This window comes from Variovorax sp. 01N429 (assembly GCF_056399425.1).
The window spans coordinates 154,626-168,436 of the sequence record NZ_JBFTRG010000006.1 but is presented as its reverse complement, the minus strand read 5'-3'; the positions used below and the strand labels follow the sequence as shown (position 1 = coordinate 168,436).

Here is a 13,811-nt window from a genome sequence, read left to right as displayed (position 1 = left end):
AGTGGGGAATGTGGAGAGTGCCCGCAAAAAAGCCCCGACAAGCGGGGCTTTCAGGACGATTCCAAGTGGCAGGTGGAGACTGCCGGAAGCGATTTTTTGGCGGAGCAGGCGGGATTCGAACCCGCGGAGGGCTATTAACCCTCACACGCTTTCCAGGCGTGCGACTTAAACCGCTCATCCACCGCTCCGAAGCCCGCGATTGTAGCAGTGCGCAGGCGCCGTTTCGGGCGTCACGCGCCATTTGATGTCAGCTGCCGCCCTGCGCTTTGCCCGCTTGCATCATCCGCATCGCGGAGGCAATGAGCGCGGCCGTTTCGTTCATGTTGCTGGGCACGATCAACGTCGTCGTTGCGTCCGCCGCGACCTTGCCATAGGCGTCGACCGCGCGCTCGGCAACCTTGAGTTGGACGGCCTGTTCGCCGCCGGGCTGGCGAATCGCCGCCGCCACCCGCTCGATCGCGCCGGCTGTCGCCTCGGCTACGGCAGTGATGGCTGCCGCCTGACCCTGCGCGTTGTTGATCTGCGCCTGCTTTTCGCCTTCGGAGCGCGCGATGAAAGCCTCGCGCTCGCCGGTCGCGATGTTGATCTGCTCCTGGCGCCGGCCTTCGGAAGCGGCAATCAGTGCGCGCTTTTCGCGCTCTGCCGTGATCTGGCGCTGCATCGCGTGAAGGATCTCGTTGGGCGGCGTGAGGTCCTTGATTTCGTAGCGCAGCACCTTCACCCCCCAATTGAGGGCCGCTTCGTCAATGGCCGAGACGATCTGCGAGTTGATGATGTCGCGCTCCTCGAAGGTCTTGTCGAGTTCGAGCTTGCCGATGACGCTGCGCAGTGAAGTCTGTGCAAGCTGCGTCACGGCCATGATGTAGTTGGACGAGCCGTAGCTTGCGCGCATCGGATCCGTCACCTGGAAATAGAGGATGCCGTCGACTTGCAGCTGCGTGTTGTCGCGCGTAATGCAGACTTGGCTCGGCACGTCGAGGGGGATTTCCTTCAGGCTGTGCTTGTAGGCGACGCGGTCGATGAAAGGAATCAGAAAATTGGGGCCGGGCGTCATGGTCCCGTGGTACTTGCCGAGGCGCTCGCGCACCCAGGCGTTCTGTTGCGGCACGAACTTGACCGATTGGGTGATGACGATGATCGCGATGACCAGGATGACGAGGGGGACGGCTGCGTATTCCATTGAACTCTCTCTTTGCTCTTTGTAGATTCGATTCAGACTTTTTCGACGACGAGGCGGCTGCCGATCACCTGCGTGACCTTGTGCTCGCCGGCCGATGGCACGCTGCCGGGCCGGGCGATCACGGTCCATTGCGCGCCGCGGTAGCGGACGGTGGCGGTGCCGTCGTCGTTCCAGGCATCGACGTGGACGTGCTCGCCGACGTCGAGGTTGACGTTGGGGTTGGCGCCGGTGGGCGGCTCCGGCGGGCGTTTGCGGCGGATCGCGTGCCATGCGATCACGGATGAGACGCTGACCACCGCTGCGACGATCAGTTGCGTGTCGAATCCGGCGCCTGCGTGCGCCGAGATCGCCGCGGCGGCGAAGCCGACTCCCATCAGCAGGAGGTAGAGCGTGCCGGTCCCGGAAAGCAACTCGAGGACGATGGCCGCACCTGCAATCAGCCACCAAATGGTGGAACTCGCCATGACGTTTCCTCTCTTTGTTTTAGGTGCAGGGGATTGTGTCAAAGCTGGAACTCAGCTTCATCTGAATTCCGTACACTTCGCGCCTATTTGCCCGTCCGGAGCCTGTTCATGAAATTTCGCTTTCCGATCGTCATCATCGACGAGGACTTCCGCTCCGAGAACACCTCGGGGCTCGGCATCCGCGCGCTGGCGCACGCCTTCGAGAACGAAGGCTTCGAAGTGCTGGGGGTCACGAGCTATGGCGATCTGAGCCAATTCGCCCAGCAACAAAGCCGCGCCAGCGCGTTCATCCTCTCGATCGATGACGAGGAATTCACCGTCGGCCCCGATCTGGACCCAGCCGTGCTCAACCTGCGCAATTTCATCGGCGAAGTGCGGCGCAAGAATGCCGACGTGCCGATCTACATCTACGGCGAAACAAAGACCTCGAGGCACATTCCGAACGACATCCTGCGTGAGCTCCATGGGTTCATCCACATGTTCGAGGACACGCCGGAGTTCGTCGCCCGCCACATCATCCGCGAGGCGAAGAGCTACCTTGAAGGCGTGCAGCCGCCTTTCTTCAAGGCGCTGATCGATTATGCGGAAGACGGCTCCTACTCATGGCACTGTCCGGGCCACTCGGGTGGCGTGGCGTTCCTGAAGAGCCCGGTGGGACAGATGTTCCATCAGTTCTTCGGCGAGAACATGCTGCGCGCGGACGTGTGCAATGCGGTCGAGGAACTCGGCCAGTTGCTCGACCACACGGGTCCCGTCGCGGCGAGCGAGCGCAACGCGGCGCGGATCTTCAACGCCGACCACTGCTTCTTTGTCACCAATGGCACCAGCACGAGCAACAAGATGGTGTGGCACCACACGGTGGCACCGGACGACGTCGTGGTGGTCGACCGCAACTGCCACAAGTCGATCCTGCACGCGATCATCATGACGGGCGCAATCCCCGTGTTCATGAAACCGACGCGCAATCACTTCGGCATCATTGGTCCGATTCCCAAGAGCGAATTTGAACCGGCGGCCATCAAGGAAAAGATCCGCGCCAATCCGCTGCTGGCGCACGTGAACGCCGACACGGTCAAGCCGCGCGTGATGACGCTGACGCAGTCGACCTATGACGGCGTGATCTACAACACCGAAACCATCAAGGGCATGCTCGACGGCTACGTCGATACGCTGCACTTCGATGAAGCGTGGTTGCCGCATGCCGCGTTCCACCCGTTCTACGGCGCCTATCACGCCATGGGCAAGCGCCGCGTGCGCCCCAAGGATTCGCTGGTGTTTGCGACCCAATCGACACACAAGCTGCTGGCGGGCATCAGCCAGGCGAGCCATGTGCTGGTCCAGGATTCGCAGAACCGCGCACTGGACCGCGATCTGTTCAACGAGGCGTACCTGATGCATTCGTCGACCAGCCCGCAGTACGCGATCATCGCCAGTTGCGACGTCGCGGCCGCCATGATGGAGCCGCCCGGCGGCACCGCGCTGGTGGAGGAGAGCATCCTCGAAGCACTGGACTTCCGTCGTGCGATGCGCAAAGTCGAGGACGAATTCGGCAAGGACGAGTGGTGGTTCAAGGTCTGGGGCCCTGAGAAGCTGGTCGACGAGGGCATCGGGCGCGCCGACGACTGGATCATCAAAGGCGAATCGCGCACGGCCAAGTGGCACGGCTTCGGCAAGCTGGCCGACGGCTTCAACATGCTCGATCCGATCAAGTCGACCATCGTGACGCCGGGCCTCGACCTGAACGGCAAGTTCGCGCCGACCGGCATTCCAGCCGCCGTGGTCACCAAGTTCCTCGCGGAGCACGGTGTGATCGTCGAGAAGACCGGCCTCTACAGCTTCTTCATCATGTTCACCATCGGCATCACCAAGGGCCGCTGGAACACGCTGCTCACGGCGCTGCAGCAGTTCAAGGACGACTACGCGCGCAATCAGCCGATGTGGAGGATCATGCCGGAGTTCTGCCAGCAGCAGCCTGGATACGAGCGCCTTGGGCTCAGAGACTTGTGCCAACACATCCATCAGCTCTATGCGCGCTTCGACGTGGCGCGGCTGACCACGGAGATGTACCTCAGCGACCTGACGCCCGCGATGAAGCCGAGCGACGCCTTCGCGCACATTGCCCATCGCAAGACGGAGCGGGTCGAGATTGACGAGCTCGAAGGGCGCATCACGACGAGCCTGATCACGCCCTATCCGCCGGGCATTCCGCTGCTGATTCCGGGTGAAGTCTTCAACAAGAAGATCGTCGATTACCTGAAGTTCGCGCGCGAATTCAATACGCAATGCCCGGGCTTCGAGACCGACATCCACGGACTGGTTGCGCGGATCGACGACTCGGGCAAGAAGCGCTACTACGCCGATTGCGTGCGAGGGGCATAGCCCCGGGGCGCCGCCGTTCTGGGTTCGACCGCTTCAGAAGTCGGCGTCGTCGCGTTCGCGTACGAAACGCGCGAATCTCGGCAAGCCGGAGGAGGTCTTGCCGTTGTAGCGATAGGTCACCCAGGTGCCGATGGCTGGCGGCTTCTCGCGCTCCGCATCGCTGAAGCCACCGCCTAGCTTGAAGCGCTTGCCGTCCGGCGTTTCGACCAGCAGCGCGCCCATCCGCTTCGCATGCTTGCCACGTCCGCCGATGTGGGCGACGACGCGTGCTTCTGCATCGTCGTAGGCCTTGACCTTGAGAAGGTCGGTGCTGCGATCGGCTCGATAAAGCGATGAGCCCCGATGGAGCATCAGCCCTTCGCCGCCCATCCTGATGGTCTTGTCGAGCAGAGCGTCGAGTTCGTCGGCGGTCGTTGCACGCTGTTGCGGCACGGCGACCACCCAGGGGACGGTGGTGATGGGAAACAACTTGCGCAAGCGCGCGAGCCGCGCCGTGAAATCACCCGGCTCGGCAGGAAGATCGAACACCATGAAGTGAATCTCCCGCCATGCTGCATCGGACGGCGTCTGGCTGCGCACCGTCGACACTGCGCGGGAGAAATGGCCTCGGCCGGCCCACAGTTCACCGTCCAGCGGCATCGTAGGCAATGCCTCCACGAACCAGGCGGGTGCGGCGATAGGTTCGCCACTGCGTGTTTTCAGTTGATGGCCGTCCCAGTAGGCGCGCACGCCATCGTATTTTTCGCTGACCCAGTAATCGTTGAGTGACATGCCGCGGCGGTAGACCTCGGCCATGATGAGAGGCGGGGGCGCCTTCGGGGCGCCCTGTGCGAGGGCTTCGCCTTGCCTCGAAAGGCCAATGGCCATTCCGGCAGCCGCCAGCAACAACGTTCGGCGGGAAAGCGGCACGGACGTGGCTCCGCCGGTGCCGCTCTTGCGGCGTTTGCAAAAAGAAAAACTCACGATCAACTCCCTGACATTTTTGGTATGCCGGGATTATTAAATGCGGCTATGTGCCGCTTCAGACGGATTCTGAGATGCCCCCGACGACGTTGCTGAAACCGCCGTCCACATAGGTGATCTCCGCGGTGACCCCGCTTGCAAGATCGCTCAGCAGGAAGGCTGCGACGTTGCCGACTTCTTCGATGGTGACGTTGCGCCGCATCGGCGCGACCTTCGAGATTGCAGAGAGGAGCTTGCCGAAGTCCTTGATGCCGCTGGCAGCCAGCGTCTTGATCGGACCGGCGCTGATGCCGTTGACGCGCATCCCCTTGGGGCCGAGCGATTCAGCCAGATAACGCACCGAGGCCTCGAGCGAAGCCTTCGCAAGGCCCATGGTGTTGTAGTTGGGCAGCGCGCGGATCGAGCCGAGGTAGGTCAGTGTCAGCAGCGCCGATTTGTCGTTGAGGTAGGGCAGGGCCGCCTTGGCCATTGCCGGGAAGCTGTAGGCGCTGATGTCGTGCGCGATCTTGAATGCCTCGCGCGAAAGCCCTTCGAGGAAATCGCCGGCGATGGCCTCGCGCGGCGCAAAGCCGATGCTGTGCACGAAACCGTCGAACTTGGGCCAGGTCTGAGAAAGATCGGCAAAGAGCTTATCGATCTGCGCGTCGTTTCCGACATCGCAGTCGAAAACCAGCTTTGAATCGAAGTCCGCGGCGAACTCGGCAATACGGTCCTTGAATCGCTCGCCCACATAGCTGAAAGCCAGTTCGGCCCCTTGCTGGTGGCAAGCTTTGGCGATGCCATAGGCGATGGAGCGGTTGCTCAGCACGCCGGTGATCAGAAGTTTTTTGCCGGAAAGAAAGCCCATGGATCGACCTCGTGAAAATCTTGGGCAGAATTCTCGCATGCGGGTTCTTTGGTTCTGTTGCTTGCTGGTGTGTGCGGTTCCCGCTTGGGCGGCGCATGGTTACGCCATGTGGGACGACCTGAAGTACCCGGCCGGCTTCAAGGCTTTCGACTACGTCAACGTCGATGCGCCCAAGCGTGGCGAGTTGCGCCTGGTCAGCAATCAGCGCTATTCGACCTTCGACAAGTACAACCCTTTCACCATCAAGGGGGCCCCGCCCGCGTACTTGGCCAACCTGATGTTCGATTCGCTGCTGGCCGGGTCGATGGACGAGACGGCATCGGGCTACGGACTCCTGGCCGAGGATGTGGTGGTCTCGCCCGATCGGCTCAGCGCGACCTTCAAGCTTCGCCCTGAGGCGCGCTTTCACGATGGCACGCCCGTCGAGGCCGCGGACGTCAAGCACAGCTACGACACATTGATCGGTCCGTATGTGTCGCCCGGCTACAAGACTCTGCTCGAAGATGTCGAAGGCGCCGAGGTGATCGACGCGCGGACCATTCGCTTCAAGTTCAAGAAGCCGAACCGCGAACTTCCGCTGACTGTCGGCGGCTTGCCCGTCTTCAGCCGCCGATGGGGCATGGAGAACGGCAAAGCCAAGCCTTTCGACCAGGTGGTGATGGACATCCCGATCGGCAGCGGCCCTTACAAGATCGGCCCTGTGCGTTTCGGCAAGGACATCACCTACGTGCGCGATCCGAATTACTGGGCGCGCGACCTTGCCGTTCGGCGCGGCACGAACAACTTCGACCGCATCACGATCAAGATTTACCAGGACAACACGGCGCGCCTGGAAGCATTCAAGGCCGGCGAGTTCGACATGATGAGCTTCTATTCGGCGGGCGACTGGGCGCGCCGCGTGACGGGAAAGCGGTTCAATACCGGGGAACTGGTCAAGCGCGAATTCGCCCATCGGCTGCCGTCGGGCTTCCAGAGCTTCGTGCTCAACAGCAGGCGTCCGTTGCTGCAGGATCGGCGCGTGCGGCAAGCGCTCGGCCTCGCGCTCGACTACGAGTGGATGAATCGGCAGATGTTCTACGGCGGCTATCCGCGCGTGAGGGACCTGTTCGGCAATACCGATTGCGCGGCCGAAGGCACGCCATCCGAGCAAGAGCTCAGGCTGCTGGAGCCTTGGCGCGGAAAGATTCCCGACGAGGTGTTCGGACCGATGTACGAGCCGCCGACCACCGAGGGCCCAGGGCACTCGCTGCGAGACAACTTGCGCAAGGCCAGTGATCTCCTGAAGCAGGCTGGCTGGGAATATCGCGATGGCGCGCTGCGCAATGCCCGAGGCGAGCCGATGCAACTCGAATATCTCGACAGCAAGGAGGGCGGTGCCCGAACCGTGTCACCGTGGATGCGCAATCTCGAGAAGCTGGGCATCACGCTGAAGTTCGCTTCGGTTGATTTCGCGCTCTACCAGCAGCGCCTGGACAAGTTCGAGTTCGACATCACGACCATCAACTTTCCAGGCACAAACAATCCTGGCCAGCAACTGGCGGACATCTTCGGGAGCAAGGCGGCCACGACGGAGAGTTCGGGCAACTACATGGGCGTGAGCAGTCCGGCGGTCGATGCGTTGGTGAACGACATCGTGCGCGCCGAGAGCAAGGCTGAGCTCCTTCCGGCCTGCCGGGCGCTCGACCGGGTCATCATGCACAGCCACTACCTGATCCCGCAGTGGACCTTGACGTCGCACCGGATCGCCTACAACGCCTGGCGCCTGGCCTACAAATCGCCGATGCCGCCTTATGCATCGGCCGAAGACTGGGTCATGACGACCTGGTGGGCCAAATAGGGCAGAGCCAGCAAAGGAAACGAAGACCCGATGTTTTCCTATGTCCTCAAGCGGCTGTTGCTGTTCATCCCCACCTTGCTTGGCGTGCTGCTGGTGACCTTTTTCGTGATTCAGTTCGTGCCGGGCGGTCCTGTGGAGCAGTACCTCGCAGAAGCGAAGGCGGCCACGCGCGGCGGCATCGAATCGGGTGGCTCCAACTATCGCGGCAACCAGGGAGTCGATCCGAAGCGGCTGGCGGAAATCAAGGCGCTCTACGGTTTCGACAAACCGGCGCACGAGCGGCTCTTTCAGATGCTGGGGCAGTTCGCCCGCTTCGACCTGGGCCGAAGCTTCTTCCAGAACAAGGATGTGTGGACGCTGATCCTGGAGAAGCTCCCCGTCTCGATCAGTCTCGGGCTCTGGACCTTCTTCATCAGCTACGGGGTTGCGGTGCCGCTGGGCGTCGCCAAGGCCGTGCGCGCAGGCACGCGCTTCGACCTCGTGACCACCTTGCTGATCCTCGTCGGCTATGCGATTCCGGGTTTTGTCCTCGGCGTGGCACTGCTGGTGATCTTTGGTGGGCAACTGCAATGGTTTCCGTTGCGCGGCCTGACCTCGGCCAACTGGGACGAACTCAGCTGGGGTGCGCGCATCGTCGATTACCTCTGGCACATCACCTTGCCGGTGACAGCGATGGTGCTGGGGAGCTTTGCGGTGACCTCCATGCTGACCAAGAACGCCTTCCTGGAGGAGATCCGCAAGCAATACGTGCTGACGGCTCGCGCCAAGGGCCTGGGCGAACGGCAGGTGCTTTGGAAGCACGTATTTCGCAACGCGTTGATTCCGATCGTCACCGGCCTGCCGGCGGCTTTCATCGGTGCGTTTTTCACGGGCTCGCTGCTCATCGAGACGCTCTTTTCGCTCGACGGGCTTGGCTTGCTGGGCTACGAGAGCGTGATCCGGCGCGACTATCCGGTCGTGCTCGGCACGCTTTATCTCTTTACGCTGATCGGCTTGGTGACCAAGCTTATTTCAGACCTCTGCTACGTATGGGTCGACCCGAGGGTGAAGTTTGACTAGCGCCGCCGCCAAGCCCGTGTCGCTGAGCCCGGGACGCCGCGCGTGGCTGCGCTTCAAGCGCAATCGGCTGGGGTATTGGAGCCTGCTGCTGTTCGTGGTGATGGTCGTCACGAGCCTCTTTGCCGAAGTGCTGTCGACCGACCGGCCGCTGGTCATGCGCTACGAGGGAAAGATCTACTTTCCCGTTTTGCGCGACTATTCAGAAAAAACCTTTGGCGGCGACTTCGAGACACCGACGGACTACCTCGATCCGTTCATTCGCGAGCGCATCACGCAAGGCGGCAACTGGGCGATCTACGCACCGAACCCGTACGGCCCCAAGACGCTCAACTACTTCGCAAAGTCTCCGAGTCCGGCGGCGCCAACCCGCGACAACTGGCTGGGCACGGACGATCGAGGTCGCGACCTGCTGGCACAACTGATCTACGGCTTTCGGGTAAGCGTACTGTTCGGCCTGGCCCTCACCGCCATCGGCACCGTGCTGGGCGTGGCGGCCGGCGCGGTGCAGGGCTACTTCGCGGGCAAGACCGACCTCGCGTTCCAGCGTTTCATCGAGATCTGGGGTTCAATGCCCGAGCTTTATTTGCTCATCATCTTCAGCGCCGTGTTTGCGCCGAGCGTCGCGCTGTTGTTGATCCTGCTGAGTCTCTTCGGCTGGATGGGGCTTTCCGACTATGTTCGCGCCGAGTTCCTTCGCAATCGCCAAATGGACTACGTGCGGGCCGCGCGAGCGTTGGGCGTGGGCAATCTGCAGATCATGTGGCGGCACATTCTGCCCAACAGCATGACGCCGGTGGTGACGTTTCTTCCGTTTCGCATGAGCGCTGCGATCCTGGCGTTGACTTCGCTCGACTTCCTCGGCCTGGGCGTTCCGCCTGGTACGCCTTCGCTTGGCGAACTCCTGAGCCAAGGCAAGGCGAACATCGATGCCTGGTGGATTTCCTTGTCTACCTTTGGCGTGCTCGTCCTCACGCTGATGCTGCTGACATTCATGGGCGACGCGCTGCGCGACGCGCTCGATCCGCGAAAGGCTGACAGATGACACCCTTGTTGAATGTCCAGGGGCTCAGGGTTGCCTTCGGCGACAAGGAAGTGGTGCACGGCATCGACTTCAGCATCGCACAGGGCGAAAAGCTGGCGTTGGTCGGCGAGTCGGGGTCAGGCAAGACAGTCACCGCGCTGAGCCTGCTTCGACTGGTTCAGAACGCGGACGTTTTCGGCGTCGCCGAATTTGCTGGAGACGAATCGACGGGTGCGCGCCGCGATTTGTTGTCACTGCCTGAATCGAAGCTGCGCGGCATCCGGGGCAAGGAGATCGCGATGATCTTCCAGGAGCCGATGACCGCTCTGAATGCGCTCTACACCGTCGGCGACCAGATCGCCGAAGTGCTGGAACTTCATCAGGCGCTGTCTTCCAGGGCGGCGCACGAAGCGTCGGTGCAACTGCTGGCGGACACCGGCATTCCCGAACCGGCGCGGCGGGCGAGGGCGTTTCCGCATCAGTTGTCGGGCGGACAGCGCCAGCGGGCGATGATCGCGATGGCGCTGGCTTGCAGGCCGCGCCTGCTGCTGGCGGACGAGCCGACCACCGCGCTCGACGTGACGGTGCGCTCGCAGATCCTCGAACTGCTGGCGGACCTGCAGCGCAAGTACGGCATGGCCGTGCTGCTCATCACCCATGACCTCAATTTGGTGCACCGGTTCGCAGATCGCGTGGCGGTCATGGAAAACGGTCACGTCGTCGAGCATGGTGCCGTGTCGACCGTCTTCGGCGCGCCGCGGCATCCCTACACACGCAAGTTGATCGACAGCCGGCCGACACGGGATGTGGATCCTGCCCCCGCCGGTGGCGCTGCGCCGGTACTGGCCGCGAAGGGGCTGCGCGTGAGCTATCCGGTCTCGAGGCCCGGAGTGAGAGGCTGGTTTCGCAAAGGCGAGTTCATTGCCGTTCAAGGCGCCGACTTCAGCATCGGCCCTGGAGAGACCCTGGGCGTCGTGGGCGAGTCGGGTTCGGGGAAATCCACTCTGGCGTTGGCTGCGCTCGGCTTGCTGAAGCACCAGGGGGAACTGGACGTCTCCGGCCACCGCTGGGACGCGGGACGGGCCAGCAACCGTGCGCTGCGGCGCGTCATGCAGGTGGTCTTCCAGGACCCGTTTTCGTCGCTCTCGCCGCGCATGACCGTCGAACAGATCGTCGCCGAGGGCCTGACCGTTCATGCACCCGAACTCGGTTCGACGGAGCGGCGAACGCGCGCCTTGGCGGCGCTGGCCGACGTCGGGTTGACCGACGCGCAGTTCCCCGCGCTTCTGGACCGCTACCCGCATGAATTCTCCGGCGGGCAACGACAACGCCTCGCGATCGCTCGCGCACTGATCGTCGATCCCAGTCTGCTGGTACTTGACGAGCCGACGAGCGCGCTCGACGTGACCATCCAGAAGCAGGTCCTGGGATTGCTGCAGCGCTTGCAGCGCGAGCGCGGCCTAAGTTACTTATTGATTACACATGACGTGGAGGTGATCCGCGCGATGGCGCACCAGGTCATCGTCATGAAAGACGGTGCGATTCTCGAATCCGGCCGGGTCGAGCGCGTGCTCGACGCGCCGGAGCATCCTTACACCCAGAAACTAGTCGCCGCCGCCTTGGCTGAATAGGCGAGTCATGGATGCAGGAAATGTTGCGTATCGGCAAGGGCCGGGCCTCACGCCGCCGCGAAGCTGTAGCGGCTGTGTCGGACTGATGACAATAAGACTGGTACCGCATCCGCTTGCCTGGACCTTGGAAAACGATGAATTCGTAACGCGTTTGGCATATAATTCGAGGCTCACGACCAAACGGGCGGGTACTTACCGCCCGTTTTTTATTGGTCGAAGCATTTTTCCTGGTGCTGCAAAAGCGGGCGGCGGCATCGGGCACATCAAGGGCGCAAACAGACACGTGGCATTGCAGCAGACAGTGGAACAAACCGTGGCCGGACTCGGCTACGACCTGGTCGAGATCGAGCGGTCGGCCGGGGGATTGCTGCGCGTCACGATTGATTTGCCGTGGAATGGCCCAAATTCTGTCGCTGTGGCGCCTGGGGTGCCGGAGCCCGTCCTGACGGTCGAGGATTGCGAAAAGGTCACGCGACAGTTGCAGTTCGCACTCGAAGTCGATGGCGCCGAATACAAGCGGCTCGAAGTGTCATCTCCAGGCATCGACCGCCCGTTACGCAATGAGCAGGATTTCGAGCGTTTTGTGGGCGAAGTCGTCGACATCACGCTCAAGGCACCGATGGGTGCGGCGGCAAGCGGCCAAGTGGCGGCCAATCGCAAGAAATTTCGGGGCACGTTGGAGCGGGTTGCGATGGCCGACGGTTCGCAGGGCTGGCAGATCGTCTGGAGCCAGGAGCCCGAAGGCCGCTCGGTGCCAAAGCCTGGCCAGAAGATCAGCAAAAAGCGCGCGCCTGCTCCGATGCAGGCGCTGGGTTTTGCCTTGGACGAGTTGCGTGAGGCGCGGCTCGCCCCGATAGTGGATTTCAAGGGGCGCAGGCCCAAACCTGGCACGGTAGTGTCGGACTGAACGAGGAGAGTGGTGGCATGAATCGCGAAATGTTGATGTTGGTGGATGCGATCTCGCGCGAGAAGAACGTCGAGCGCGACGTCGTCTTCGGTGCGGTCGAGTCCGCCTTGGCGCAAGCTACCAAGAAGCTCTATCAGGGCGATGTGGACATTCGCGTCGCCGTGGACCGCGACAGCGGCGACTACGAGACCTTCCGTCGTTGGCACGTCGTTCCCGATGAGGCCGGCCTGCAATTGCCCGACCAGGAAATCCTGCTCTTCGAAGCCAAGGAAGAGATGCCGGACATCGAGGTCGACGAATACATCGAAGAGGCCGTCGATTCGGTGCCGATCGGCCGTATCGGCGCGATGGCTGCCAAGCAGGTCATTCTTCAAAAGATCCGAGACGCCGAGCGCGAAATGCTGCTCAACGACTTCATGTCGCGTGGCGAGAAGATCTTCACTGGCACCGTCAAGCGGCTGGACAAGGGCGACATCATCGTCGAGGCCGGCCGGGTCGAAGGGCGCCTCCGCCGCAGCGAGATGATCGCCAAGGAAAACCTCCGCAATGGTGATCGCGTACGCGCCATGATCATGGAAGTCGACCTGACCCTGCGTGGCGCACCAATCATCCTGTCTCGTGCAGCGCCGGCATTCATGATCGAGCTCTTCCGCCAGGAAGTCCCCGAAATTGAACAGGGCTTGCTCGAAATCAAGAGCTGTGCCCGGGACCCGGGTTCACGGGCCAAGATCGCTGTGCTTTCGCACGACAAGCGCGTCGATCCGATCGGCACCTGCGTCGGTGTGCGCGGCACGCGCGTCAATGCCGTGACGAACGAACTCGCCGGCGAGCGCGTCGACATCGTGCTCTGGAGCGAAGACCCGGCTCAATTCGTGATCGGTGCCCTCGCACCTGCGAACGTCAGCTCCATCGTGGTCGACGAAGAGAAGCATGCAATGGACGTTGTGGTCGACGAGGAAAACCTCGCAATCGCGATCGGCCGTGGCGGGCAGAACGTGCGTCTGGCTTCCGACCTGACCGGCTGGAAGATCAACATCATGGATGCCAACGAGTCGGCCCAGAAGCAGGCGACCGAAACCGATGCCAGCCGCAAGCTTTTCATGGAAAAGCTGGATGTGGACGAGGAAATCGCCGACATCCTGATTTCCGAAGGCTTCACCAGCCTGGAAGAAGTCGCTTATGTCCCGATTTCCGAATTGCTCGAGATCGAAAGCTTCGACGAAGATACGATCAACGAATTGCGGTCGCGCGCCAAGGATGCGCTGTTGACCATGGAAATCGCCCGCGAAGAGAATGTGGAGGGCGTTTCGCAGGATCTGCGCGACCTTGCCGGGCTGGATCCGGCACTTATTCCGAAGTTGGCCGAGGCGGGTGTACATACCCGCGACGACCTCGCCGACCTTGCGGTCGATGAACTCACCGAGATCACCGGCCAGAGCGCCGATGACGCCAAGAACCTCATCTTGAAAGCCCGCGAACATTGGTTCGCCGGCCAAGAGTGATGGTCATGGAGGCACGAAACC

11 protein-coding genes and 1 tRNA gene are annotated in these 13,811 nt (G+C 62.1%); 7 read left to right on the top strand and 5 right to left on the bottom strand.

The window, feature by feature from the left end:
• Positions 1-97: 97 nt before the first annotated feature.
• From AC1DSF_RS13090 to AC1DSF_RS13080, 3 genes are all read right to left on the bottom strand, one after another.
• Positions 98-188 (bottom strand) — tRNA-Ser (locus AC1DSF_RS13090).
• Between the two features lie 59 nt (positions 189-247).
• On the bottom strand, positions 248-1,180 hold the full coding sequence (locus tag AC1DSF_RS13085; RefSeq protein ID WP_478123299.1) for an SPFH domain-containing protein: 933 nt from the start codon (positions 1,178-1,180) through the stop codon (positions 248-250).
• A gap of 32 nt (positions 1,181-1,212) precedes the next feature.
• Positions 1,213-1,644 carry an NfeD family protein gene (locus tag AC1DSF_RS13080; protein ID WP_478123298.1) on the bottom strand — a complete coding sequence of 144 codons (432 nt, stop codon included), beginning with the start codon at positions 1,642-1,644 and terminating at the stop codon, positions 1,213-1,215.
• A gap of 108 nt (positions 1,645-1,752) precedes the next feature.
• On the opposite strand from AC1DSF_RS13080, the gene AC1DSF_RS13075 reads away from it, so the two are divergent.
• On the top strand, positions 1,753-4,023 hold the full coding sequence (locus AC1DSF_RS13075) for an Orn/Lys/Arg family decarboxylase (protein WP_478123297.1): 2,271 nt from the start codon (positions 1,753-1,755) through the stop codon (positions 4,021-4,023).
• 33 nt (positions 4,024-4,056) lie between these two features.
• Here AC1DSF_RS13075 and AC1DSF_RS13070 read toward each other — a convergent pair whose 3' ends face one another.
• Complete coding sequence (locus AC1DSF_RS13070) at positions 4,057-4,890, bottom strand: DNA ligase (RefSeq protein WP_478123960.1); 834 nt, start codon at positions 4,888-4,890, stop codon at positions 4,057-4,059.
• A 154-nt stretch (positions 4,891-5,044) separates the two neighbouring features.
• Entirely contained in the window at positions 5,045-5,833 is a 789-nt protein-coding gene (gene fabI, locus AC1DSF_RS13065; protein ID WP_478123296.1) for an enoyl-ACP reductase FabI, read from the bottom strand.
• Between the two features lie 37 nt (positions 5,834-5,870).
• On the opposite strand from fabI, the gene AC1DSF_RS13060 reads away from it, so the two are divergent.
• The 6 genes from AC1DSF_RS13060 (at position 5,871) to nusA (ending at position 13,790) form a co-directional block, all read left to right on the top strand.
• Positions 5,871-7,670, top strand: coding sequence for an extracellular solute-binding protein (locus AC1DSF_RS13060; RefSeq protein ID WP_478123295.1), 1,800 nt, complete (start codon positions 5,871-5,873; stop codon positions 7,668-7,670).
• Between the two features lie 30 nt (positions 7,671-7,700).
• Positions 7,701-8,729, top strand: a complete 1,029-nt coding sequence (locus tag AC1DSF_RS13055) for a microcin C ABC transporter permease YejB (protein ID WP_478123294.1) — start codon at positions 7,701-7,703, stop codon at positions 8,727-8,729.
• Positions 8,722-9,771: an ABC transporter permease gene (locus AC1DSF_RS13050; protein ID WP_478123293.1), complete on the top strand. Its 1,050-nt coding sequence runs from the start codon at positions 8,722-8,724 to the stop codon at positions 9,769-9,771. The genes AC1DSF_RS13055 and AC1DSF_RS13050 overlap by 8 nt, the downstream gene beginning before the upstream one ends.
• Positions 9,768-11,381, top strand: a complete 1,614-nt coding sequence (locus AC1DSF_RS13045; RefSeq protein WP_478123292.1) for an ABC transporter ATP-binding protein — start codon at positions 9,768-9,770, stop codon at positions 11,379-11,381. The genes AC1DSF_RS13050 and AC1DSF_RS13045 overlap by 4 nt, the downstream gene beginning before the upstream one ends.
• Before the next feature lie 283 nt (positions 11,382-11,664).
• Complete coding sequence (rimP, locus tag AC1DSF_RS13040) at positions 11,665-12,288, top strand: ribosome maturation factor RimP (RefSeq protein ID WP_478123959.1); 624 nt, start codon at positions 11,665-11,667, stop codon at positions 12,286-12,288.
• A gap of 17 nt (positions 12,289-12,305) precedes the next feature.
• On the top strand, positions 12,306-13,790 hold the full coding sequence (gene nusA / locus AC1DSF_RS13035; RefSeq protein ID WP_478123291.1) for a transcription termination factor NusA: 1,485 nt from the start codon (positions 12,306-12,308) through the stop codon (positions 13,788-13,790).
• Positions 13,791-13,811 lie beyond the last annotated feature (21 nt).